This is a genomic window from Streptomyces sp. NPDC006923, from assembly GCF_040635655.1.
In the GTDB taxonomy this organism is placed as follows: Bacteria; Actinomycetota; Actinomycetes; order Streptomycetales; family Streptomycetaceae; genus Streptomyces.
On the sequence record NZ_JBEYIF010000001.1, the window covers coordinates 277,565 to 301,387 of the forward strand.

Sequence of the window (23,823 nt, forward strand, 5' to 3'; positions counted from 1 at the left end):
TTCCCTGGGGTCACTCGCCGGGCTTGAAGGTGACCGGCAGCGGGGCGGATGTACTGCCGGTCGGTGCGACCTGCAGGGTCTTGAGAGCGAACTCCATGACCTTCTTGTAGATGGGGCCGCAGATCTGTCCGCCGAAGTAGCTGCCCCTGGTGGGGTTCTGGATGGCGCAGTAGACGGTGATCTGCGGGTCGTCTGCGGGCGCGAAGCCCGCGAAGGAGGCGGTGTAGCCCTTGTAGCGGCCCAGGTCCGGATCGACCCGGTTGGCCGTACCGGTCTTGCCCGCGACGCGGTAGCCGGGGATACGGGCCTTGGTGCCCGTACCCTCCTCGTCGCCCACGACCGATTCCAGCATGGTGGCGACCGTCTTCGCGGTCCGCTCGCTGACCACGCGGCTCTTCTTCGGGACGGGCGCCGGGCTGAAGCGGCCGTCGGGGCCCTTGATGCCACGGATCAGGCTGGGTTCGATCCGTACGCCGCCGTTGGCGATGGTCGAGTAGACCGAGGCGGCCTGCATGGCGTTGAGGGAGAGTCCCTGGCCGAAGGGGATCGTGTACTGCTGCGAGGTGGACCAGTCCTCCGGCGCGGCGAGGATGCCCCGGGTCTCGCCCGGATAGCCGAGACCGGTCGGGCGGCCGATGCCGAATCGGGTCAGGTACGAGTAAAGGACCTTGTTGGCCTCGCGCTGGGTCCTGCCGAGCTGGCCGGTCGCCAGGATGGTGCCGATGTTGCTGGACTTGGCGAGGACGCCGTTGAGCGTCAGATACCAGGTGGGGTGGTCGATGTCGTCCTTGAAGAGCCGGTCGCCCCGGTGCAGCCGGTTCGGGACGACGACATGGGTGCCCGGGGTGGCGACCTTCTCCTCCAGCACCGCCGCCATGGACATCACCTTGGCTGTGGAGCCCGGTTCGTACACGTCCTGGAGCGCCGCGTTGCCCATGGCGGCCGCGTCGGCCTGGGAAAGATCGTTGGGGTCGAAGCCGGGGGCGTTGGCCATGGCGAGGACCTCGCCGGTCCTGGTGTTCTGGACCACCACATAGCCGCGGTCCGCCCTGGACTCCTTCACCTGGTCCGCGATGGCCTGCTGGGCGGCCCACTGGATGTCCCGGTCGATGGTCAGCTCGATGTCCGAGCCGGGCACCGCCGGTGTCTCGTGGGAACTGGCGGTGGGGACCCGGCGGCCGCCGGACTGCGCGTACGTGACCTCGCCGTCCTCGCCGGCCAGCTCCTTGTCCAGCATGGACTCCACGCCGCCGGCGCCGTGTCCCGCGGCGTTGACGTAACCCAGTATCCCGGCGGCGAGGTCGCCGTTCGGGTAGACCCGTCGGCTGCTGGGCTCCTGGAAGACTCCGGCCAGCACATTGACACCGGGGCCGCCGGCTGCCTTGTCCTTGCTCGCCTTCCGGGCGAGGACCCCCCTGAGGTCCTTGATCTGGTTCCAGACCTGGGGGCTCTGACGGCGGGCCAGCACTGTGTAACGGGATTTGGGGGTCTTGAGCTTGATCACGAGCTGGCCCGCGTCCGCGCCGAGGATCGGGGCGAGCAGCGCGGCGGCCTGTTCCGGCGCGTCCGGGGCCTTGCTGGTGCCGGGCGTGAACATCAGCGGGTCGGCGGTGATGTCGTACGCGTCGACGCTGTCGGCGAGGGCGATGCCGGAGCGGTCGGTGATCTCTCCGCGCTCCGCCGCGATCCGGTGGCTGAGATAGCGGCTCTTCTCGGCCTTGGCGGCGAACGCGCTGGCGTCCACGGCCTGCACCTGGAGCAGCCGGACGACAAACGCGAGCATCACCAGGGTCAGACCCAGACTGACCAGCCGCAGCCGGGGGCGGGGGCTGCCGAGCTGGATCCGGTTCACGGGGGCGGACCGGGTGCGCGGGCGGCGGGCGGCGGGCCGGGGACGTCCGCCGGTTCCCGGGCGCCCGGGGTGCGGCACCCGGCGGCGCTGCGGTTCCTTGGGGGGCACTGCGTCACCTGCCGGAGATCGTGGGGGCCGGCTTGCCGGATGTCTGTGCGGAGGCGGACGGGGAGACGGGCACCGCGGCGCCGGGCGGGGCGGGCAGCGGGGCCGAGGGGGCCGTCAGCGGGACCTGCCCCATGAGGGACGGCCGCGCGGAGGGCGGCGTCTCCGCCTTGCCGGGGACGCCCCGGACCGTACCGTCCGGGTTGAGGAAGGCGGGACTGCCGCCGGGCACCATGCCCAGCTCGCGGGCCCGCCGTTCGAGCGCGTGGGGCGCGGAGTACGAGTCGACGTCCCGTTGCAGCTCCTGCTGCTGGTCGGTGAGGTCGGTGGTCCGCTTCTTGAGTTCGCTCAGCCGGAACGATCCCTCGTTGAGGGCGGAGTTCAGCAGCAGCAGGGTGATCAGTCCGCCGCCGAGGAGCAGCACGACCAGCAGGACGAAGGGGGTGCGGGCCGCCGAGCTGGTCCCGGAGGGCATCAGCCGGGCGAGCCGCGCGGCGCGCCCCTTCAACTGCTTGGCCGGTCCGCTCACTGAACGTCCTCCCGGATCCGCTGCGCCCCCCGCAGCCGGGCAGGGGCCGCCCTGCGGTTCTCCGCGACCTCTTCCTCGGTGGGCAGTTCGGCGCCGCGGGTGAGCAGTTTGAGACGGGGCTGGTAGCGCTCGGGGACAACGGGCAGGCCGGGCGGCGCGGTGTTGGCGGCGCCGGCCGCGAAGACCTGCTTGACCAGCCGGTCCTCCAGCGAGTGGTACGAGAGGACGGCGATCCGGCCGCCGACGGCGAGGGTCTTCACGGCGGCCGGGATCGAGGTCTCCAGGACGGACAGTTCGCCGTTGACCTCGATGCGCAGGGCCTGGAAGGTGCGCTTGGCCGGATTGCCGCCGGTGCGCTTGGCGGCCTGCGGGAGCGCGTCGCGGATCAGCTCGACGAGCCGGGCGCTGCGGGTGAACGGTTCCTTCTCGCGTTCCCTGACGACCGCGGAGACGATCCGCTTGGCCTGCTTCTCCTCGCCGTACGCGCGCAGGATCCGGACCAGCTCGCCGGGCGGATAGGTGTTGAGGACCTCGGCGGCGCTGACCCCGGCCGTCTGGTCCATCCGCATGTCGAGCGGGGAGTCCTGGGCATAGGCGAAGCCTCGGTCCGCCTCGTCGAGCTGCATCGAGGAGACACCGAGATCGAAGAGCACACCCTGCACCCGGGGGATCCCCAGCCGGGCGAGGACCTCGGGCAGCTCGTCGTACACGGCGTGTACGAGCGTGGCCCGGTCGCCGAACGGGGCGAGCCGCTCACCGGAGAGCCGCAGCGCCTCCTTGTCGCGGTCGAGCGCGACCAGCCGGGCGGAGGGGAAGGCGGTGAGCAGCGCCTCGCTGTGTCCGCCGAGGCCGAGCGTGCAGTCGACGACCACCGCGCCGGGCCGGGAGAGCGCGGGCGCCAGCAGGTCCAGACACCGCTGGAGCATCACCGGGACATGCCGGACGTCGTTCATGCCCGCCCCTCGCGAGGACCGGCGCAGCCCTGTGTCCGCCCGGCTCCTGGGTCGAGCCGGACCCGGGAGGACGCACGGCTCTCCAAGACTCGGTCGCTGCGCTCGCTCATGCGCCCTCTCAGGTCCGACGCGGCCGTACGTACCGCCGGGTCCCCGCCCGCTCAGAAGGGGAAGTGGTCCGCCGGCGCCGGAAAGGCGTCGGCCGACCGCCGAGCGGGAGGAGGCCGAGCCGCACGTACGCCGCACACGCGGGGAAATCGGGATGTGTTCGCGATGTGTCCGTGAACTTCGCGTCACTTTAGTCCACTCGTCCTTCCGGTCAATCAACCGGTCAGCGGGGCGCACGGGTCACGCGCGAGGGGGCAACAATCGGCGTAGTTCACCCGTTCGGATCCGCGCCATCCGCCCATGTGGGTTAGCTCACAACAAGCCACGTTGACGTTCTTTGTCCTGTCCCACAGCGGGCTTCACCGCCTCATGCCCATTACCGTCATAGGCATGTCGACTTCCGCACACCTCCCCGCAGACCCCGCCGAGGCCCCCGCCGGCGCGGCCCGTACCGGCGGAACGGTCACCGACCGGCTCATCGAGGCGAACCACCACTACGCCGCCGGATTCGGCGACCCGGGGATGGACGCCCGTCCCGTCCTCCAGGTCGCCGTGGTCGCCTGCATGGACGCCCGGCTCGACCTGCACGACGCGCTGGGCCTCTCCCTGGGCGACTGCCACACCATCCGCAACGCGGGCGGCGTCGTCACCGACGACGTCATCCGCTCCCTGACCATCAGCCAGCGGGCGCTCGGCACCCGCAGCGTCGTCCTCATCCATCACACCGGCTGCGGCCTGGAGAGCCTCACCGAGGAGTTCCGGCACGAGCTGGAGATGGAGGTGGGACAGCGGCCGGCCTGGGCCGTGGAGGCGTTCCGCGACGTCGATCAGGATGTGCGGCAGTCCATGCGGCGCGTACGGACCTCACCGTTCCTGCTGCACACCGACGATGTCCGCGGGTTTGTCTTCGACGTCAAGACGGGCCTGCTGCGCGAGATCGAGGCGGCCGGCTGAGTTCCGGCTGGACGAGATAACCGGACCAGATCACTGGACCAGATAAACAGCAAAGCCGACATATCACACCGACTTATCCACAGGCGAGTGACACGAAGCGGTAACGGCAACAAGAATGCGTCTGTGACAACGTTCCGGAATCATCCGGAGGCGGTGTCCGTGTTGGGGTGGGCCGGGCCGTCTGTTGAGCGTCGGCCACCGGAAAGGGCCGAGGAGGGCCGGGTGACGACCTATGACGATCGAGCGAGCCTCACTGATCTGACCACCACAGCGGAGCGTGTGCGCGCATCGGTGGAGGGTGTGATCGAGGGCAAGCCTGAGGTCGTACGGCTTTCGCTGACCGTGCTGCTCGCCGAGGGACATCTTCTGATCGAGGATGTCCCCGGCGTGGGCAAGACCATGCTGGCCAAAGCGCTCGCGCGCTCCATCGACTGCTCGGTGCGGCGTATCCAGTTCACCCCCGACCTGCTGCCGTCGGACATCACCGGGGTGTCGATATACGACCAGCAGCGGCGGGACTTCGAGTTCAAACCGGGCGCGATCTTCGCCCAGATCGTGATCGGCGACGAGATCAACCGCGCGTCGCCCAAGACCCAGTCCGCGCTGCTGGAGTCGATGGAGGAGCGCCAGGTCACCATCGACGGGCAGACCTATGAACTGCCCAGCCCCTTCATGGTGGTGGCCACCCAGAACCCGGTGGAGATGGAGGGCACCTATCCGCTGCCGGAGGCCCAGCGCGACCGCTTCATGGCCCGGGTGTCGATCGGCTACCCGAGCGCGGAGGCCGAGTTGCGGATGCTGGACGTGCACGGCGGGATCTCCCCGCTGGACGACCTGCAGCCGGTGGCCCACGCGCACGACATCGTGAAGCTGATCGACGCGGTGCGCGTGGTCCATGTCGCCCCCTCCGTCCAGCGGTACGCCGTCGAGCTGGTCGGGGCGACCCGTACCCACCCCGATCTCAGACTCGGGGCGTCGCCGCGTGCGACGCTCCATCTGCTGCGCGCCGCGAAGGCTTCGGCCGCGCTGAGCGGCCGGGAGTACGCGCTGCCCGACGACGTACAGGCCCTGGCGCCCGCGGTGCTGTCGCACCGGCTGCTGCCCACGGCCCAGGCGCAGCTCAACCGCCGCACCGCCGAGCAGGTCGTGCTGGAGATCCTCCAGCGCGTTCCCGTGCCCACCGGTGAGGCGGGCCAGGGCGCGGGCCACCCGGCTCCCGGCGGGCGGATCTACGGCCAGCGGCCCGGCGGCCGGCGGCTGTGACGGCTCCCGGGGGGCCTGCCGCACCGGGCGGTGAGGACCGGGGCGGGCTGCGGGCCGCGCTGTCCGGACTGACCACGCGCGGCCGGTCGTTCCTCGCCGCCGGGATCGCGGCGGCGGTGTGCGCCTATGTCCTCGGCCAGTCCGATCTGCTGCATGTGGGGGTGCTGCTCGCCCTGCTGCCGCTGATCTGTGTGACGGTCCTGAGCCACACGCGCTACCGGGTCGCGGGCAGCAGGCGGCTGTCGCCCTCCCAGGTGCCGGCCGGCTCCGAGGCCCGGGTCCAGCTACGGCTGGACAATGTCACGCGGATGCCCACCGGGCTGCTGATGCTCCAGGACCATGTGCCGTACGTGCTCGGCCCGCGGCCCCGTTTCGTGCTGGACCGGGTGGAGGCGGGCGGCCGCCGCGAGGTGGCCTACCGGGTCCGCTCGGATCTGCGCGGGCGCTATCCGCTGGGCCCCCTCCAGCTACGGCTGGCCGATCCCTTCGGAATGTGCGAACTGACCCGCTCGTTCAGCGCGTACGACACCCTGACCGTCGTCCCCCGGACCGAGCCGCTGCCGCCGGTGCGGCTCGTGGGCGAGTCCTCGGGATACGGCGACGGGCGGCAGCGCTCGCTGGCACAGGCGGGTGACGACGACGTGATCCCCCGCGGCTACCGCCACGGGGACGATCTGCGCCGGGTGCACTGGCGCTCCACCGCCCGCTACGGCGAGCTGATGGTGCGCCGCGAGGAGCAGCCGCAGCGGGCCAGGTGCACGGTGCTGCTGGACACCCGGCGCATCGCCTACCAGGGCGCGGGACCCGACTCCGCCTTCGAATGGGCGGTCTCCGGCGCGGCCTCCGCTCTGGTGCACATGCTGGAACGGGGCTACGCGGTACGGCTGTTGACGGACACGGGCAGCTCGGTGCCCGGCGAGGGGGCCGACGGTTCCGCCGGGGCGACCCAGGACTCCGCCGACTCCGCCGGGCTGTTGATGGACACGCTCGCGGTCGTCGACCACTCCGACGGTGCGGGTCTGTCCCGTTCGTACGACGTCCTGCGCGGCGGCACCGAGGGGCTGCTGGTGGCCTTCCTCGGGGATCTCGACGAGGAACAGACCGCGGTGGCGGCCCGTATGCGGCAGCGCAGCGGCGCGGCCGTCGCCTTTGTGCTCGACAGCGACGGCTGGGCGGGAGGGGTCCGGCCGGGCGCCCGGGCGGAGGAACGGCTGCGGCAACTGCGGGAGGCGGGCTGGACAGCTCTCGCCGTCGGCCCGGGCGCCTCGCTGCCCGAGCTGTGGCAGCACGCCGCGCGGCAGCGCTCCGAATCGCCCGTCGCGGGCGGCACGACAGGTTTCTCCGGAGGATGGTCATGAGCGGTCGCGGAAGGGTGGCGCTGTGCGCCTTCGCCGCCACGGTGATGGCGGCGGGCGCCCTGCTGCCGCTCGTCAGCCCCGCGACCTGGCTCGTCCAGGCCGCGGTCATGGTCGCGGTCCTGAGCGGGGTGGGCGCGCTGGCCCGGCGGGTGCCGCTGGCCCGGGCGCTGACCGTGGCGCTCCAGGCCGTCGCGGCCCTGGTGATGCTCACCGTGACCTTCGGCGGGGACCGGGCGCTCTTCGGCTTCCTGCCCGCGCCCGGAGTCTTCGAGGAGTTCGGCGCGCTGCTGACGTCGGGCGGCGAAGACGTCGGACAGTACGCGATACCGGCGCCCGCGACCGACGGCATCAGGCTGATGCTGATCGGCGGCGTTCTGCTCATCGGGCTCGCGGTGGACGCCCTCGCGGTGACATTCCGCAGCGCGGCCCCCGCCGGACTGCCGCTGCTCGCGCTCTACTCGGTCGCCGCGGGGCTCTCCGGCGGCGAGCAGTCCTGGCTGTGGTTCCCGCTGGCGGGCGCCGGCTATCTGCTGCTGCTCCTGGCCGAGAGCCGGGACCGGCTCTCCCAGTGGGGCCGGGTCTTCGGCGGCGCGCCGCGTGCGCCGGGCCGGGTCTCCGCCGGTCTCGGCACGGGCGGCGGCGCCGCGATCGCCCCGGTCCGTACCGGACGCCGGATCGGTGTGCTGGCGCTCGGGATCGCCCTGGCGGTGCCGGCCGTCCTGCCGGACCTGCAGGGCGGGCTGCTGGTCGGCACGGGCGGCGGGAGCGGCCCGGGAGTGGGCCGCGGCGCCGGGATCAACGAGGTGACCCCGCTGGTCTCGCTCAAGGACGATCTGAACCAGGCCGAGGACCGCGAGGCGCTGCGCTACAGGACCAACGCGGAGGACACCAGCGGTCTGTATCTGCGGATCATGGCCCTGGACAGGTTCGACGGGACGACGTGGAGGTACACGCCACGCGGTTTTGAGGACGTCCCCGAGCGGCTGCCCGATGCCCCGGGTCTGCGGCCCGATGTGAGCACCACCGAGATATCGACCATGATCTCGGCCGCCGGGTGGTACCGGCAGACCTATCTGCCGATGCCGTATCCGGCGACCGAGGTGAAGATAGCCGGACGCTGGCGCTTCGACCCCGCCGGCCGGATGGTGGGGGGCCGGGACCGCGGGGTGTCGACCCGCGGCGCGAGCTACCAGGTCAACAGCCTGGTGGTGAATCCGACCCGGGAGCAGCTCGCCTCGGCGCCGCGGGCCCCGGCCGCGCTGCTGCGTGAGTACACGCGGGTGCCCGCCGTACTGCCGGCCGTGGTGAAGTCGACCGCGCTCAGGATCACGGCGGGCGCGGCGAACGACTACGAGAGGGCCGTCAAGCTGCAGGACTGGTTCGCGGTGGACGGCGGTTTCACCTACGACACCCAGGTGGAGTCGGGCACCGGGGTCGCGGCCATCACCCGCTTCCTGGAGGACAAGGAGGGCTTCTGCGTCCACTTCTCCTTCACGATGGCCGCGATGGCCCGCACGCTGGGGATACCGGCGCGGGTGGCCGTGGGCTTCGCGCCCGGCACCCCGCTGCCGGACGGCAGCGTGTCCGTGGGGCTGCACGACGCCCACGCCTGGCCGGAGCTGTACTTCGAGGGTGTGGGCTGGACCCGGTTCGAGCCGACCCCGAGCCGGGGCAGCGCCCCCGAGTACACGCTCCCGGAGGCCCCGGCGGGTTCGCCGAGTGATCCGCTGCAGCCCGAGGCGAGTGCCTCGGCCGCGCCCTCGGCGGCGCCCTCCGCCTCGGAGAGCTGCCCGGCGCAGGAGAGGCGGCTGGGTGCTTGCGGCGCCGCCGCGGCCGACGGGGCGGCGCCGCCCTCGGACTCGGGCTTCTCGCTGACGTCCTGGCTGCTCGGCGCCCTGATCGTCTCGGTGGTGGCGCTGCTGCTGATGGTGCCGCTGCTGCCGATGTTCCTCCGGATCAGGGCCCGCGCGCGGCGGCTGGGCTCCGGCGGCCGTACGACCGCCGACGCCGTGGCGAGGACGCTCGGAGCATGGCGGGAAATCATCGATACGGCGTGGGATCTCGGGGTCCCGCCGGACGATTCGCTGACGCCGCGGAAGGTGGCGGTCCGGATCGTGGAGCGCGGTCGGCTGGCGGGTGAGGCGGCCGAGGCGGTACACCGCGTCGCCGGCTCTGTGGAGCAGGTGCTGTACGCGTCGCGCCCTCAGCCCGGGACAGGTCTGACCGACGACATCGAGCGGGCCCGGGAGGGGCTGCGGGCCTCGGCCGGGCGCTGGACCCGGCTGCGCGCACTTCTCCTGCCGCGCTCCTCCATACGGGTGGTCTGGACCGTCTCGGAACGCTGGACGGCATATCTCTCCCGCTGGGAGGTCCAGCGGCTCCAGTTCGCCCGGCGGCTGCCCGTGCTCCGGCGGCGCCCCTCCCACGAGCAGGGCTGACGGGCGCCGAAGGGCCGGGGCAGCCCCGACCAGAACCATGCGGCACACAGCGGCTGAGGGGCGAACGCGCGATGCGTTCGCCCCTCAGCCGCTGTGCCGGAGGAGTCGCTCCCCCGGCGGTATCGCTCTGTCAGTGTTCTCAGTGTTCTCAGTGTTCTGAGAGTTCTCAGGGTGCTGAGAGTTCCGTCGAAGTGTTTCGGCGACCGGAGACCGCAGAACCTCAGAGGTTCACTGGCCCTGTTCGTCGCGGCGACGCTGCCACCGCTGCTCGATCCGGTCCATCATCGAGCGTCGCTGTCTGGGTCGTCGTCGGCCCGCCGGAACGCCGCCGGCCGCCTGTTGCTCGCCTGGTTTGGGCGCTTTGCGCCAGCCGGTGACCGCGAGGACCGCACAGCCGAGCATGACGAGGAACCCCACCACGCTGATCCAGATCTGCTGGGCGACCATTCCGGCCATGAGGAGCGCGATACCCACCAGGAAGCCTGCGACTGCCTGATAGACCCGTCGCCGGGTGTAGGTACGCAGCCCGCTTCCCTCAAGCGCTGTCGCGAACTTGGGATCTTCGGCGTACAGCGCTCGCTCCATTTGCTCGAGCATTCGCTGCTCGTGCTCCGAGAGCGGCACGGAGTCCTCCTAGTCGTCGGTCGCGGGGGGCGACCGGTACGCGGCCCCTTCAAGGATAGGCAGGGAATCGCCCCCGTGAAACCCGCCCTCAACGCCATTTCGCTGTTCCGGGCCGCCATATCGGCTCAGCCGCTGAGGCGTTGATTCCCCAACAACCGATCCGTCATGCCGGATGGCGTACCCCGATCATACGGCGCCCGGCGCGTCCCCGGGGGGCCCGAGGCCGACTCCATGTGCCGCTGCGTCGCTGATCAGCCATACGATCAGCGCTTCGGACCGCCTTCCACGGCGTCCGGTCAGCCCCGCTTCTCGCCCAGGACGTGCAACTGAGTGGCGACGGCGTGGAAAGCGGGCAGTTCGGCGGCTGCCGCCTCCAGCTTCAGCAGCGCGTCCAGCGCCCCGGGCTGGGTGTCCACCAGACCCCCGGAAACCAGGTCCGCGAAGACCCGTACACCGTGCACGGCAGCGATCCGGAGGCCGGCCGCGCCGACCAGACCGGTGAGCTGCTCGGCGGTGAAGCGCCGGGGCACCGGGTCGCCGTCGCCCCAGCGCCCGGCCGGGTCCGTGAGCGCCTGCCGGGCCTCGGTGAAGTGCCCGGCGAGCGCCCTCGCCAGCACGGCGCCGCCGAGACCCGCGGCGAGCAGGCTCAGCGCACCGTCCGGGCGGAGGGCGTCCACGGCGTTCCGTACGCCTTCGGCCGGGTCGTCCACATACTCCAGGACGCCGTGGCACAGCACCGCGTCGAAGCCGCCGCGGTCGACCACGTCGAAGAGGCCGTGGACATCACCCTGGACGCCCCGGACCCGCTCGGCCACTCCGGCCTCGGCGGCCCGGCGCTCCAGCGCGAAGAGCGCGTTGGGGCTGGGGTCGACCACGGTGACCCGATGGCCCAGACGGGCGACGGGCACCGCGAAATTGCCCGTGCCTCCCCCGGTGTCGAGCACATCCAGGGCGTCCGAGCCCGCGGCCTTGACCCGGCGGTCGAGAGCGTCCTTGAGAACCTCCCACACCACGGCGGTCCGGAGCGGGCCGCGGGGGCGCGATGGCGTCTCCCCACCGAAGGCGGGGGAAGGGTCCGACACGGCAGTTGACTCCTCGGCGCGGCGCCGCCCTGGCGGCGGGCGTGAACGGTGCGGGCTCCGCCCACCTTATTGCCTCGGCCGCGCGTCCCGGTCACCCCGCGGCGCCCTCCTGTCGCGGCTGTCCGGCCCTGGGCAGGGGCAGCACAGGATCGAGCACCAGCAGCCGCTCCACCAGCCGGAGGAACATGGCCGCGTCCCGCAGCAGATCGTCGGCGTCGCGGGTGCCGGCCGCACCCCGTATACCCGCTTCGGCCCGCGCCCTGCGCGCGGCGCCGGAGGCGAAGAGGGCGCTCCATTCGGAGAGCTCGGGCGCGATCTCGGGGAGGACCTCCCAGGCGCTTCTGATGCGACGGCGCTTCTGCGGCGTGGTCTCCGGGCGGCCGCGGGCCGCGAGAACCGCGGCGGCGGTGCGCAGGGCGGCGAGATGGGCGGTGGCATAGCGCTCGTTCGGAGCGTCCAGGGTGGCGGCCTCGTCGAGCCCGGTACGGGCCTGGGCGAGCAGATCGAGGGCGGCGGGCGGCGCGGTGGCCTTGCGCTGGACGGGGTGGACATCACTCGGCGGTCCGGTCAGTGAGGGTGCAGGGCCGCCGGTACGGCGTCGGCGCGGTGCGCCGACGTGGGAGCTGGCCATGACGAACCTCCTGTCGTCGGGTGACGGCACTGTGGCCGTATGTGTCCATCCTGGGGTGCGCCACTGACAATCCGCCCTGACCTGCTGTTTTGCTTCGCAACTCCGTTCGCAGTACATTTTTGCACTGACTGGTCAGTGCAAAGAACAGGAGCGCCCATGAAAAGCCCGGAGGACGGCAGCGAGGCCGGGGCCGCCGGTGACCGGACCGCACATGGCGCGGCCCTCACCGCGGCGGACTTCGGGCTCAGGGGCCCGCGCGGCTGGGCGTTCCGCCATGTCCGGATCGACGCCGGGCCCGGCGCGCTGATCGCGGTCGAGGGCCCCTCGGGCTCCGGCCGCACCTGTCTCCTGCTGGCGCTCACCGGCCGGATGCGCTCCACCGAGGGCCGTGCCGAGGTGGGCGGACTGCCTCTGCGGCGCGGTCGCGGACTGGCCGCCGTACGCCGTATCAGCGCTCTCGGCCCGGTCCCCGGCGTCAGCGATCTCGATCCGGCCCTGACCGTGGCCGAACATCTGCGCGAGCGCGCGTCGCTGCTGAGGCGCTTCGACGGATCGCTGCCGGCCCCGCTGCGGCCCCGCGCCGAGCGGGCCGCCCGGACACACGGCCGTATCGACACCGCGCTGGAGGCCGCCGGTCTCGACCCGTCGGCCCTGCCGAAGGGCGAGCGCACCGCGGTGCGCGACCTGGAGCGGCTGGAGGCGCTGCGCCTCTCGGTGGCCCTCGCGCTGATCGGCGGGCCCCGGTTGCTCGCGGTGGACGACCTGGACCTCAAGCTCTCCGACGCGGGCCGCGACGAGGCATGGCGGCTGCTGCGGTCCGTCGCCGCGGGAGGTGTCACCGTCCTCGCCGTGTGCGGCCAGGCCCCCGGGGACGCGGACGTCGTCGTCCGCACGCAAGACCGGCCCGAGCGGTCCGGGCCGGCCGGCACACCGGACGAGAGGAGGACGGCCGATGCGCTCGCCGGGACTGGCCGCGCTTGAGCTGAAGCGGTTCGGCAGGGGAAAGCTGCCACGCGCCGCACTGGTCGCGGTGACGCTGCTGCCGCTGCTGTACGGCGCGCTCTATCTCTGGTCCTTCTGGGATCCGTACGGACGGCTCGACCGGATACCCGTCGCGCTCGTCAACGACGACAGGGGCGCCCATGCCGGGGGCCGCGAGATCTCGGCCGGTGACGAGATCACCCGTGGACTGCGCGAGAGCGAGGTCTTCGCCTGGCACGAGGTGAGCGCGGCCGAGGCCCGCCGGGGTGTGGAGGACGGCTCCTTCTATCTCTCCCTGACCATGCCCGCCGATCTGAGCGAGCGGATCGCCTCCAGTTCGGGCGACGCACCGGAGACCGGTGCGCTCCAGGTGCGGACCAACGACGCCAACAACTACATCGTGGGCCAGCTCTCCCGCACGGTGTTCTCCGAGGTACGCACCGCCGCCTCGACAAACGCCTCCCGCTCCTTCCTCGACCGGATCTTCATCTCCTTCTCCGGTATCCATGACTCCACCGCGCGGGCGGCGAAGGGCGCCGACCGGCTCAAGAGCGGTATCAGCCGGGCGAAGAAGGGATCCGAGGATCTCGCCGAGGGACTGCGGACCGCCAAGGACGGCAGTGGCGAGCTGGCCGGCGGACTGACAAGACTCAACAAGGGCGCGGGCGACCTGGAGAGCGGTGCCCAGCAGGTCGCCGACGGGACCCAGTCGCTCGCCGACAGGGTCAACCGCCTGGCGGACGACGTCCGTCCGTATCTCCGGGACAACGGCAAGTCCATCGCCGCGTCGGCGCGGCTGGTCGCGGACTCCGCGCAGGCCGTACGGGACAACCTCGACGTCCTCGTGAAGGCCGCGCCCGCCGCCGCGACCGGCGCCCACCGGGCCTCCACCGAGCTGGACGGCGTCTACCGGACACGCTGCGAGGAACGGGCCGTCCCCGACCCGGCCGCCTGCCCGCCGCTCGACCGGGCCAGGACCGCCGCGGCCGATGTGGCCACCGTCGCCGACGACCTCAACACATTGGTGCGCGACGAGCACGGCGATCTGAAGAGCCTGGACGGCCGTCTCGCCACCCTGCGGAAGCAGGCGGAGGCACTGGCCGAACGCGCTCCCCGGCTGGACGAGGATCTGGAGAGCGCCGTCAGTAGCATCAACGCGCTCAACACCGGTGCCAGGGACGTCGCCAGGGGCGCGGACCGGCTGCACACCGGGATCACCGGCGCCGGGAAGGGCGCCTCCGCGCTCGACACCGGCGTCGGCGAGCTCACCTCCGGCGCGGACACCCTCGGCGGAGGCATCGTCGGGCTCGCCGACGGATCGGCCCAACTGGCCGACGGGCTCAACGATGGTGTCGCCAAGATCCCCGACTACGACAAGCACGACCGCGACCGGCGGACCGGTGTGATGGCCGACCCCGTCCAGCTCGCGTCGCGGTCACTGCACCCGGCGCCCAACTACGGGACCGGCTTCGCCCCGTACTTCATCCCGCTCTCCCTCTGGGTCGGCGCGATGGTGGCGTACATGCTGATCCAGCCGCTGAACCGGCGCGCCCTCGCCACCGGCGCCCCCGCCCGGCGGATCGCCCTGGCGGGCTGGCTGCCCGTCGCCGCGCTCGGCGTGCTCCAGGCCGGCGCCCTGCTCTCCGTACTGCACTGGGCGATCGGGCTCCGGATGGCGCACGCCGTCGGCACGGCCGCTTTCCTGACGCTGGTCACCTGCTGTTTCTCCGCGATCGTGCAGTGGCTCAACGCCTGTTTCGGAGCGGCGGGCCGGATTCTCGTGCTCGCGCTGCTGATGCTCCAGCTCACCTCGGCCGGCGGCACCTATCCCGTGCAGACCAGTCCGGGCTTCTTCGGCGCCATCCACCCCTTCCTGCCGATGAGTTACGTGGTCGAGGCGCTGCGCAGGCTGATCACCGGCGGCGGGCTCGGCCGGGTCTGGGGGGCCTGCGGTGTGCTCACCGCCTTCACCGCGGCCGCCCTGCTGCTGACCGCCGTGTCCGCCCGGCGCAAGCAGGTATGGACCTTCGACCGGCTCCATCCGGAGCTGAGCCTGTGACCGGACGTGAGCCGCGGACCTGTGAGAATCGTCGCCATGGACAGCAGCAGCACCCGCCGCCGGGCCACCCGCCAGAAGCTCTACGAGGCAGCCGTCACCCTCATCGCCGAACAGGGTTTCTCCGCGACGACGGTGGACGAGATCGCCGAGCGCGCCGGGGTCGCCAAGGGCACGGTCTACTACAACTTCAAGAGCAAGACCGAGCTGTTCGAGGAGCTGCTCCGGCACGGCGTCGGGCTGCTCACCTCCTCCCTGCGGACCGCCGCCGACGGGACCGCCGAGCGTGGTGGCAGCCGGGTCGAGGCGCTGGACGCCATGATCAGGGCCGGACTGGTCTTCATCGACCGCTATCCGGCCTTCACCCAGCTCTATGTCGCCGAACTCTGGCGCACCAACCGGGCCTGGCAGTCGACGCTGCTGGTGGTGCGTCAGGAAGCCGTCGCCGTTGTCGAGTCGGTCCTCAGGGGCGCTGTCGAGGGCGGTGAGCTGAGCGACGAGATCGACATCCCGCTGACGGCGGCGGCCCTGGTCGGGATGGTGCTGGTGGCGGCCCTCGACTGGCAGGCGTTCCAGCCGGAGCGGTCGCTCGACGAGGTGCACGCGGCGCTCTCGCGGCTGCTGCACGGTCGCGTCGGCGGACGCTGACAGCACCCCGCCGACGTGCGAAAAGGCCGGTCCGGTGCGGCTCGGATCTCCCGAGCCGCACCGGACCGGCGCTTCCCCCGTGGACCCCGTTTCCCCCGTGGTCCCGCGTGATCCCCCGTCCCCGTTTCCGCGTGATGCCGGAGAGCCCGCTCCCCCGTGATCCCCCGTGGTCGCTGGGCTCCCCGTCGTGCACCCCCGTTCCGTCAGGGGAGCCGCGCCGTTCCGCCGCCCCGTGTCGGCGGTACCGGCGCCGCGCCCCTTCCGTGGTCTCCACTCTTCCGCCGATACGGTCGGCGCCCCATCCGTGCCCCTACTCATCTCCGCCCCTAGGTACGGGTACTCAGACCTGGGTGCTCGCCGGGGCGGGCGGCCCGGCACACCGGCCGGTCCCGGCGTCGCGGGGGGCGTCATCCGCGCGCCGGGACGGCGGATAAGGTCACTGACATGGCACGGATTGCGGTGATCGGCGCCGGGATGGGCGCCATGGCGGCGGCCGCCCGGCTGGCGGTGGCAGGCCAACGGGTGACGGTGTACGAGCGCTCGGCGACCTACGGCGGCTCGGTGGGCCGGTTCGAGCGGGACGGCTTCGTCTTCGACACCGGGCCCGGCCTGCTGCATCTGCCCGCCGTCTACCGCGATCTGTTTGTCAAGACCGGCCGGGAGCCGCTGGAGGAGAGCGTCCGGCTCGACCAGGTCGACCCGGCGAGCCGGCATGTCTTCGCCGACGGCACCGATGTCCTGCTGCCGAACGCGTCGCGGGCCGGTGTGGTCTCCGCCCTGGACGCGGCCCTGGGCGCTGGCGCCGGCGAGCGTTGGGCCGCGTTCCTCGGCCGGGCCCGGGACGCCTGGGACCGCTCGCGCCGGCCGCTGCTCGAAGAGCCGCTGTGGGCCGACTGGCAGACGCTCGGCCGCGATCCGTATCCGGCCCCGCGGCAGCGGCGACTGCTGCGGGGCGCCCGCCGGGCGGGCACGGTCGGTGAGATCGGCGCCTGGGAGCTGGCGGACCCGCGACTCGCCGCCCTGCTCGACGGATACGCCCTGTCGTACGGACTCGATCCGCGCCATGCCCCGGCGAGCGCCGCCCTGTTGCCCTATCTGGAGCAGACCTTCGGAAGCTGGTATGTCCGGGGCGGCATGCGGGAGTTGGCGCGCGCGGTGTACGAACGGTGCCTGGCCCGCCGGGTGGAGTTCGTGTTCGGGGCCGAGGTGACCCGCGTCGCCGAGAAGGACGGCGCGGCCGTGGGGGTCGAGCTGGCGGACGGCACCGTCGCGGCGGCCGACCAGGTGGTGGCGGGGGTCTCTCCGGTACACCTCGTGGAACGGGACCTCTGGGGCGACGGCGATGTACGGCCGCGTCCCGAGGCGTCCGCTCCGGTGCCCGGGCGGTTCACGGTACTGCTGGCACTGCGCGGCGCCCGGGACGCGGACGCCGCCCACCGGACGGTGGTGCACTCCCCCGACGGCGGCGCCGAGGCCGCCGAGGTCTTCGGAGGCCGGACGGCGGAGCGGCCGACGGTCACGGTGCTGCGGCCCGACGACCCGGAGACCCGCCCCGACGCGGACCATGAGGCGGTCACGGTCACCGCGACCGTCGCCCCGCACGGACCGGTCGACTGGTCCGGCACGGCATCGCGCGAGCGGTACGCGGAGGTGCTGCTGACCGCTGCCGGGGCGGCCGTGCCGGGGCTGAGGGAGCGGTTGATCTGGTCCGAGGTACGGACGCCCGCCGACACCGCGGCGCTCACGGGGGCCGAGGGCGGCTCGGTACCGGCTCCCGCGCTGGCCGGGGCGGAGGGCCGGATGCTGTATCCGGCGAACACCGCGCGGCTGTCCGGGCTTTATCTGGCGGGAGGCTGGGCGCATCCGGGCGGCGGGCTCGCCCACGCCGGTATGTCGGGCTCGCTGGTCGCCGGGCTGATCGTCGAGGGGGCCGGCTTCCGCGGCTCACAGTGAGCCGCGGTTCGCTGACGTTGTGTCAGTAGCGGTACTGCTGGTCGTTGTAGTTAGGGTCGTAGTCGTAGCGCTGGGGCTGTTCCTGCGGTATCGGCGGGCTCTGCTCGCCCTCGCGCTGCTGCGGGACCCAGACCCCGCCGGGCGGTGTGTCGGCGCCGTACTGCTGGCCGCCGTACGGGTCGGCGTACTGCTGCCCGCCGTCGAAGCCGTCGTACGAGCCGTACTGCTGGCCGCCGTCGGCCGGGCCGGCGTACGGATCGGAGTAGGCGGCGTACTGCTGCTGGCCGTTTCCGTAGTCGTACTGGTTCGCGTAGCCGCCCTGGGCGGCGTACGCGTCCTGGCCCTGGTACGTGGGCTGACCCGGCTGATAGGGGTCCTGGCCCGGGTAGGCGTCCTGCGCCGCGTAGGCGTCCTGGCCCGCCTGCTCCTCGTAGCCGGGATAGCCGTGGTAGGCGCCGTTGCCGTAGTCGTCCCCCCGGCCCGGCTCGTGGGGCGCGTCGTTGTAGTCGTTGTACACGCCGTACTGCCCGGTGTCGTCGGGCAGCGGCTCCGGTTCGTACACCGAGGCGGCCTGTACGGCCTGTGCGGCCGGGGCCGCCTGCTCGTACTCCAGGTCCGAGACCTCAAGGGTGGGTTCGCGTTCGGCGGCCGGACCGCTTCCGGCCCTGCGGCGCCGGCTGGCCCCCGGGCTGCCGCCGATCGCCCAGCCCGTCGAGAAGCCGCGGCGGAAGGACAGCGTCACATAGGTCTGGCCGGCCGCGAACGCGAGGGCGCCCAACGCGATGACGAAGACGGACGGCATCAGGACACCGAGCACCACACACATGAACCCGGCGAAGGCGAGCAACCGCCAGCGCAGCCGCGCCTTGTACTGCAACAGCACCTCGCCGAGCAGCCACAGCGCCACAATGCCGAATGCGATGTAGAGGACCGTCCAGCCCATGCCCGCCCCTCTCCTGCGGCCACCGCCCCGGGACAGGGCGGGTACGGCCGGTCACGACTGCTCGTGCAGTCCGAGATTCTCGTAGATTTCGAGCGTCGCCGTGGAGTTGTTGAGTGTAATGAAGTGCAGCCCGGGCACACCCTCGGAGAGAAGCCCTGCGCAGAACTCCGTCGCGAACTCGATGCCAATGGAGCGTACAGCGACGGGATCCTCCTTGACGGCGAGGATCCGCTCTTTCAACTCGGCCGGAAACACCGCGGTGCTGAGCTGCGGCAGCCGCTCCAGCATCTTGACGCTGGTGACCGGCATGATCTCGGGAATGATCGGTGTCGCGCAACCGGCGGCCGAAACCCGGTCACGAAGCCGCAGATATCCCTCCGGATCGAAGAACATCTGAGTGATCGCATAGTCGGCCCCGGCATGACATTTGTCTACGAAGTGCCGGATATCGGAATCCCAGTCCGCCGAGCGCGGGTGCATCTCGGGGAACGCCGCCACACCGACGCAGAAGTCTCCCGACTCCTTGATGAGCCGGACCAGTTCGGCCGCGTAGCGCACGCCCTGCGGATGCTCGACCCACTCGCCCATCGGGTCGCCCGGCGGGTCGCCGCGGACGGCGAGGATATTGCGGATGCCGGCGTCGGCGTACTGCCCGACCATATTGCGCAGTTCGGCGACGGACTGGCCGACGGCCGTGAGATGCGCGACCGGGGTCAGCGTGGTGTCGGCGGCGATCCGCTCGGTGGCCCTGACCGTGCCCGCCCGGGTGGAGCCGCCCGCGCCGTAGGTCACGGAGACAAAGCTCGGTGCCACCGCCTCGACCCGGCGCAGCGCGTTCCAGAGGTTCCGCTCGCCCTTCTCGGTCTTGGGCGCCCAGAACTCGAACGAGAACGTTGTTTTACCGGTCGCGAGCAGATCACGCACAGTAGGCGCGTGATCCGATCTGGTCGAAGCTGTGCCAAGGGCCATATCCGAAGGCTATCGAGGGCCCGACCGTCCCCCAACCGGACCGGGGGCTTTTGCCGGGATTGCCGGTTAACTGGCCATGTCTCGGACGCCCCCGGACACCTGCCGGATCCCTCCGGGGACACCGCCTCGGGCCGCCGGACACCCGCCGTGACAGCGCGGCCCCGGCATGTCACCCGGTGCGCTCCGCCACCCGCTTGGCCAGCGCGGCCGCCGCCCCCGCCGGGTCGTCGGCCTCGGTGATCGCCCGTACCACGACAATGCGGCGGGCGCCCGCGTCCAGTACCTCGTCGAGATTGCCCGCGTCGATCCCGCCGATCGCGAACCACGGACGGTCCCCGGCCCGTGCCGCGGCGTACCGCACCAGGCCGAGACCCGGCGCGTGACGGCCCGGCTTGGTCGGTGTGGGCCAGCACGGGCCCACACAGAAGTAGTCCGCGCCGGCCTCCGCGGCCGCCGCGTCCACCTCGGCCTCCGCATGGGTGGAGCGGCCGATCAGCGGTGTCTCCCCGAGGATCGCGCGGGCCGCGGGGACGGGCAGATCGCCCTGGCCCAGATGGAGGACGTCGGCCCCGATGGCGTGCGCGACATCCGCGCGGTCGTTCACGGCGAGAAGCGCCCCGTGGCGGCGGCAGGCGTCCGCGAAGACCTGGAGGTGTTCCAGTTCCTCGGCCGCCTCCATGCCCTTGTCGCGCAACTGCACGATGTCCACGCCGGAGCCGAGCACCGCGTCGAGGAACTCCGGCAGATCCGCCTGCTTCTTGCGGGCGTCCGTGCACAGATAGATCCGGGCGGCGGAGAGCGCCGTGCGAGCCGCGGATATGGCCGTGGACATGTGTGATCCCCCGTTGGGTCGGCGGTGTGCGGCGGCGCCATGACCGCGCGCGGTCGCGGGGCGCCGCACACCGCGGGTGATGAGGTCCTCAGACGGCGAGCGCCTGGGCCCGGCGCTTCACCTCCGTGCCGCGATTCTCGCTGAGCGCCTGCGCGGGCGTGCCCGGCAGGGTCGGGTCGGGGGTGAAGAGCCATTCGAGCATCTCTTCGTCGGTGAAACTGTCGTCCCTCAGCAGCGTCAGAGTGCCGGCGAGGCCCTTGACGACCTTGCCGCCGTCAATGAAGGCGGCCGGCACCTGAAGCGTCCTGTTCTCACCGCGGCGCACGGCGATCAGCTGGCCTTCCTTGACCAACTGCCGCACACGCGTCACCTCGACATCGAGCATTTCCGCGATGTCGGGCAGGTGGAGCCAGGCGGGGACGAGAGCATCGATCTTTCCGTCAATCTCGGTCACAGGACAAGCGTGCCATCCCGGACTGACAGACGGTAGCCGAGGCACCCAGTCGTGGCCCTCCCGGCCCGGCCGCGGCAGCCGCCGGGGCCGCCGGAATCGGGGCCGTGGGCCGCCACGGGTCAGAGAACGGCCTTCCGCAACGGTACGGAGGCATCGGCGGCCCGCTCCGGATCCAGCCGCGCCCCCGCCTCGATCAGCTTGCGGCCCTGCGCCAGGTCCCGGGGTCTGCCCACGGCGAGCAGCGCGACCAGCACCCCGTCCCGCAGCCACACCACCGACCAGGCGGCCTCGGCCGGATCGCCGCGCCAGACCAGCGTGCCCGCGGTGTCCTCCCGCGCGCCGGTGTGGCCCGCGTACTGCACGAACCGGCCGAACTGCTCGGACCAGAAGTACGGCACGGGATCGTAGACCTGCTCGCTCTCGCCGACGATCTGGGCCGCGACCGTCCGGGGCCCCTGGAGCGCGTTGTCCCAGTGGTGCACGAGCAGTCGCTCGCCGTAACGGGCGGAGGGAAAGGACGCGCAGTCGCCCACGGCGTACACATCGGGCAGCGAGGCGCGCAGCCGCTCGTCGGCCGTGACCGAACCGTCCGGTCCGAGCGCGATACCGGAGCCGCTCAGCCAGCCCGTCGCGGGCCGCGCCCCGATGCCCACGACCACCGCGCCGGCGTTCAGCCGCCGGCCGTCGTCAAGGACCACCGCCCCGGGCTCGACCCGTGCCACCCGCGCGTTCGTCAGCAGCTCGGCGCCGCTCTCCGCGTACCAGCCGGCCATGGGGGCGGCGACCTCGGCCGGCAGAGCGCCCGCGAGCGGCCGGTCCCCCGCCTCGACGACCGTCACCGCGCACCCGGCCTCACGCGCCGCCGTGGCGAACTCCGCGCCGATCCACCCCGCGCCGACCACCACGATCTCGTGCTGCCGGGCCAGCACCGGACGCAGCCGCTCCGCGTCGTCCAGCGTGCGCAGCAGATGGACACCGGGCACGTCCTCGGCGCCGGGCAGCCTGATCGGCTCCGCGCCGGTGGCGACGACCAGCACGTCGTACGGGACGGGCCCGGCGGCCGTGTCGATCTCCCGCGCGGAGGCGCGCAGTCCGGTCACCTCCAGTCCGAGCCGCAGCTCGACGGAGAACGCCCCGAAGTCGATGTCGAAGGCCGAGCTGTCCGCCTTGCCCAGCAGCAGCGCCTTGGAGAGCGGCGGCCGGTCGTAGGGCGGGTGCGATTCCGCGCCGATCAGGGTGACCGGTCCGCGACAGCCCTTCTCCCGGAGCGCCACGGCGGTCTGCACCCCGGCCATGCCCGCGCCGACGACGACCACGCGCGGCTCTCCGGCCGGCCCCCGGTCCGCGTGCGTCCGCTCCCGGGCTCCCCGCTGCTGCTCACTCACCCGATCACCTTAGGCCCTGTCCGATCGCCTCGGAGGAGGTGGCGCGGTGCCGGCGCCCCGGCGGGCGGCGCCCCCGCCGCGAGCATCTCTCAAGCGGCTGACGGAGCGCCAGAGGGCCCGCCACGGTGACCGCTCCCTTACTGAGCGGGGGGACGGGGCGTTAGTCTGGATCGGACACTACCTCGCGGGAGCCCGGACGCACCGGGCTGAGAGGGAGGCTGAGACGGCCTCCGACCGTACGAACCTGATCCGGGTCATGCCGGCGAAGGGAGGGGCTGGACGCCCATGCAGTCGTCTCAGAACGAAACCGGTGCCCGCAGTACGGGGTCCGACGTCCTGGTCGTCGGAGGCGGGATCATCGGCCTGGTCACGGCCTGGCGGGCGGCGCAGCGGGGGCTGCGTACCGCCGTGGCGGATCCCGCTCCCGGCGGCGGGGCCGCGTGGGTCGCGGCGGGCATGCTCGCGGCCGTCACCGAACTCCACTACGGCGAGCAGACCTTGCTCGCCCTCAACCTCGCCTCCGCCGCGCGCTATCCGGACTTCGTCGCCGAACTGGAGGCGGAGAGCGGCCAGGACACCGGCTACCGCGCCTGCGGCGCGCTCTCCGTGGCGCTCGACGCCGACGACCGCGCCCAGCTCCGCGAGCTGCATGCCTTCCAGCAGCGCTCGGGGCTCTCGTCCGAGTGGCTCACGGGCCGCGAATGCCGGCGGCTGGAGCCGATGCTCGCGCCGGGCGTGCGCGGCGGTCTGCGGGTGGACGGCGACCACCAGATCGATCCGCGCCGGCTGGCGGCGGCCCTGATGACGGCGTGCGAACGGGCCGGAGTGGTCTTCCACCGCTCCTGGGCCGAACGGCTCCGTGTCGAGGGCGACCGCGCCACCGGCGTCGTCCTCGCCGACGGCCGCGCGCTCGGCGCGGACCGGACCGTCCTGGCGGGCGGCAGCCTCAGCGGAAAGCTCGACGGGGTGCCCGGAGACGTCCTGCCGCCGGTACGTCCGGTCAAGGGCCAGGTCCTGCGGCTGACGGTGCCCCGCGCGTACGCGCCGTTCCTGTCCCGGACGGTACGGGCCGTGGTGCGCGGCAGCCATGTCTATCTCGTCCCGCGCGAGAACGGCGACCTGGTCGTCGGCGCCACCAGCGAGGAACTGGGCTGGGACACCACCGTCACCGCGGGCGGTGTGTACGAACTGCTGCGGGACGCCCACGAACTGGTCCCCGGCATCACCGAACTGCCGCTCACCGAGACCCTCGCGGGACTGCGCCCCGGATCGCCGGACAACGCGCCGCTGCTCGGTCCCACCGCGCTGCCGGGTCTGCACCTGGCCACCGGCCACTACCGCAACGGTGTCCTGCTCACGCCGGTCACCGGCGATGTCATGGCCACCGCGCTGACCACGGGCGAACTCCCCGCGGAGGCCCGCCCCTTCACTCCCCTGCGCTTCTCCCCCGCCGCGTCCGTACGTCAGGAGCAGCCCGCATGACCCGTACGAACCCAGACATCGTCAACGTGTCCGTGAACGGCGAGCCGCGCGCGCTGGCGGCCGCCACCACACTCGACATCCTGGTGGCGGCCCTCACTCCCGCGCCCTCGGGTGTCGCCGCCGCCGTCAACGAGACGGTCGTCCCGCGCACCCGCTGGTCCGGCACCCTGCTCGGGGACGGCGACCGGGTGGAAGTGCTCACCGCCGTCCAAGGAGGCTGACC

Annotated in this window: 21 protein-coding genes and 1 riboswitch; of the genes, 10 read left to right on the plus strand and 11 right to left on the minus strand. The window is 72.4% G+C overall.

Annotated features, from left to right (window positions below; translation table 11 throughout):
• Positions 1-10: 10 nt before the first annotated feature.
• The 3 genes from ABZ707_RS01260 to rsmH are packed head-to-tail and all read right to left on the minus strand — an operon-like array spanning position 11 to position 3,439.
• On the minus strand, positions 11-1,960 hold the full coding sequence (locus ABZ707_RS01260; RefSeq protein WP_360165758.1) for a penicillin-binding protein 2: 1,950 nt from the start codon (positions 1,958-1,960) through the stop codon (positions 11-13).
• A 4-nt stretch (positions 1,961-1,964) separates the two neighbouring features.
• The gene (locus ABZ707_RS01265) at positions 1,965-2,486 is read right to left on the minus strand and encodes a cell division protein FtsL (RefSeq protein WP_360165761.1); all 522 of its coding nucleotides are present in this window, start codon (positions 2,484-2,486) and stop codon (positions 1,965-1,967) included.
• Positions 2,483-3,439, minus strand: coding sequence for a 16S rRNA (cytosine(1402)-N(4))-methyltransferase RsmH (rsmH, locus tag ABZ707_RS01270; RefSeq protein WP_360165764.1), 957 nt, complete (start codon positions 3,437-3,439; stop codon positions 2,483-2,485). Before rsmH ends, ABZ707_RS01265 begins: the two co-directional genes overlap by 4 nt.
• A 477-nt stretch (positions 3,440-3,916) precedes the next feature.
• Between rsmH and ABZ707_RS01275 the strand changes: the two genes are divergently transcribed.
• The 4 genes from ABZ707_RS01275 (at position 3,917) to ABZ707_RS01290 (ending at position 9,560) form a co-directional block, all read left to right on the plus strand.
• On the plus strand, positions 3,917-4,501 hold the full coding sequence (locus ABZ707_RS01275; RefSeq protein WP_360165767.1) for a carbonic anhydrase: 585 nt from the start codon (positions 3,917-3,919) through the stop codon (positions 4,499-4,501).
• Between the two features lie 222 nt (positions 4,502-4,723).
• Positions 4,724-5,764, plus strand: coding sequence for a MoxR family ATPase (locus ABZ707_RS01280; protein WP_360165770.1), 1,041 nt, complete (start codon positions 4,724-4,726; stop codon positions 5,762-5,764).
• Complete coding sequence (locus ABZ707_RS01285) at positions 5,761-7,122, plus strand: DUF58 domain-containing protein (protein WP_360165773.1); 1,362 nt, start codon at positions 5,761-5,763, stop codon at positions 7,120-7,122. The genes ABZ707_RS01280 and ABZ707_RS01285 overlap by 4 nt, the downstream gene beginning before the upstream one ends.
• The gene (locus ABZ707_RS01290) at positions 7,119-9,560 is read left to right on the plus strand and encodes a DUF3488 and transglutaminase-like domain-containing protein (protein ID WP_360165776.1); all 2,442 of its coding nucleotides are present in this window, start codon (positions 7,119-7,121) and stop codon (positions 9,558-9,560) included. Before ABZ707_RS01285 ends, ABZ707_RS01290 begins: the two co-directional genes overlap by 4 nt.
• A gap of 228 nt (positions 9,561-9,788) precedes the next feature.
• Here ABZ707_RS01290 and ABZ707_RS01295 read toward each other — a convergent pair whose 3' ends face one another.
• The 3 genes from ABZ707_RS01295 to ABZ707_RS01305 all read right to left on the minus strand — a co-directional run bounded on the left by ABZ707_RS01295 (position 9,789) and on the right by ABZ707_RS01305 (position 11,897).
• The gene (locus ABZ707_RS01295) at positions 9,789-10,184 is read right to left on the minus strand and encodes a DUF3040 domain-containing protein (protein ID WP_360165779.1); all 396 of its coding nucleotides are present in this window, start codon (positions 10,182-10,184) and stop codon (positions 9,789-9,791) included.
• 296 nt (positions 10,185-10,480) lie between these two features.
• Positions 10,481-11,266, minus strand: a complete 786-nt coding sequence (locus ABZ707_RS01300) for a methyltransferase (protein WP_360165781.1) — start codon at positions 11,264-11,266, stop codon at positions 10,481-10,483.
• Between the two features lie 91 nt (positions 11,267-11,357).
• On the minus strand, positions 11,358-11,897 hold the full coding sequence (locus ABZ707_RS01305) for an SAV_6107 family HEPN domain-containing protein (RefSeq protein WP_360165784.1): 540 nt from the start codon (positions 11,895-11,897) through the stop codon (positions 11,358-11,360).
• A gap of 156 nt (positions 11,898-12,053) precedes the next feature.
• Between ABZ707_RS01305 and ABZ707_RS01310 the strand changes: the two genes are divergently transcribed.
• From ABZ707_RS01310 to ABZ707_RS01325, 4 genes are all read left to right on the plus strand, one after another.
• Complete coding sequence (locus ABZ707_RS01310; RefSeq protein ID WP_360165786.1) at positions 12,054-12,878, plus strand: ATP-binding cassette domain-containing protein; 825 nt, start codon at positions 12,054-12,056, stop codon at positions 12,876-12,878.
• On the plus strand, positions 12,850-14,937 hold the full coding sequence (locus ABZ707_RS01315) for a YhgE/Pip domain-containing protein (RefSeq protein WP_360165789.1): 2,088 nt from the start codon (positions 12,850-12,852) through the stop codon (positions 14,935-14,937). The genes ABZ707_RS01310 and ABZ707_RS01315 overlap by 29 nt, the downstream gene beginning before the upstream one ends.
• A 36-nt stretch (positions 14,938-14,973) precedes the next feature.
• Positions 14,974-15,582 (plus strand): TetR/AcrR family transcriptional regulator, encoded by a 609-nt coding sequence (locus tag ABZ707_RS01320; RefSeq protein WP_319681671.1) that lies wholly within the window; start codon positions 14,974-14,976, stop codon positions 15,580-15,582.
• A 444-nt stretch (positions 15,583-16,026) separates the two neighbouring features.
• The gene (locus tag ABZ707_RS01325) at positions 16,027-17,535 is read left to right on the plus strand and encodes an NAD(P)/FAD-dependent oxidoreductase (RefSeq protein ID WP_360165793.1); all 1,509 of its coding nucleotides are present in this window, start codon (positions 16,027-16,029) and stop codon (positions 17,533-17,535) included.
• 22 nt (positions 17,536-17,557) lie between these two features.
• Here ABZ707_RS01325 and ABZ707_RS01330 read toward each other — a convergent pair whose 3' ends face one another.
• The 5 genes from ABZ707_RS01330 to ABZ707_RS01350 form a co-directional block, all read right to left on the minus strand.
• Complete coding sequence (locus ABZ707_RS01330) at positions 17,558-18,478, minus strand: hypothetical protein (RefSeq protein ID WP_360165796.1); 921 nt, start codon at positions 18,476-18,478, stop codon at positions 17,558-17,560.
• A gap of 51 nt (positions 18,479-18,529) precedes the next feature.
• Entirely contained in the window at positions 18,530-19,447 is a 918-nt protein-coding gene (metF, locus tag ABZ707_RS01335) for a methylenetetrahydrofolate reductase [NAD(P)H] (RefSeq protein ID WP_360165799.1), read from the minus strand.
• 169 nt (positions 19,448-19,616) lie between these two features.
• Positions 19,617-20,279 (minus strand): thiamine phosphate synthase, encoded by a 663-nt coding sequence (thiE, locus tag ABZ707_RS01340; RefSeq protein ID WP_360165802.1) that lies wholly within the window; start codon positions 20,277-20,279, stop codon positions 19,617-19,619.
• A gap of 88 nt (positions 20,280-20,367) precedes the next feature.
• Positions 20,368-20,733, minus strand: coding sequence for an Rv2175c family DNA-binding protein (locus ABZ707_RS01345; protein ID WP_360165805.1), 366 nt, complete (start codon positions 20,731-20,733; stop codon positions 20,368-20,370).
• A gap of 119 nt (positions 20,734-20,852) precedes the next feature.
• A complete protein-coding gene (locus tag ABZ707_RS01350; RefSeq protein ID WP_360166931.1) occupies positions 20,853-22,028 on the minus strand; it encodes an FAD-dependent oxidoreductase in 1,176 nt (391 codons plus the stop codon).
• 264 nt (positions 22,029-22,292) lie between these two features.
• Positions 22,293-22,406, plus strand: a riboswitch (TPP riboswitch).
• Here ABZ707_RS01350 and thiO point away from each other — a divergent pair.
• Positions 22,404-23,600, plus strand: a complete 1,197-nt coding sequence (thiO, locus tag ABZ707_RS01355) for a glycine oxidase ThiO (protein ID WP_360165808.1) — start codon at positions 22,404-22,406, stop codon at positions 23,598-23,600. It overlaps the preceding riboswitch by 3 nt.
• The gene (thiS, locus tag ABZ707_RS01360) at positions 23,597-23,821 is read left to right on the plus strand and encodes a sulfur carrier protein ThiS (protein ID WP_360165811.1); all 225 of its coding nucleotides are present in this window, start codon (positions 23,597-23,599) and stop codon (positions 23,819-23,821) included. Before thiO ends, thiS begins: the two co-directional genes overlap by 4 nt.
• Positions 23,822-23,823 lie beyond the last annotated feature (2 nt).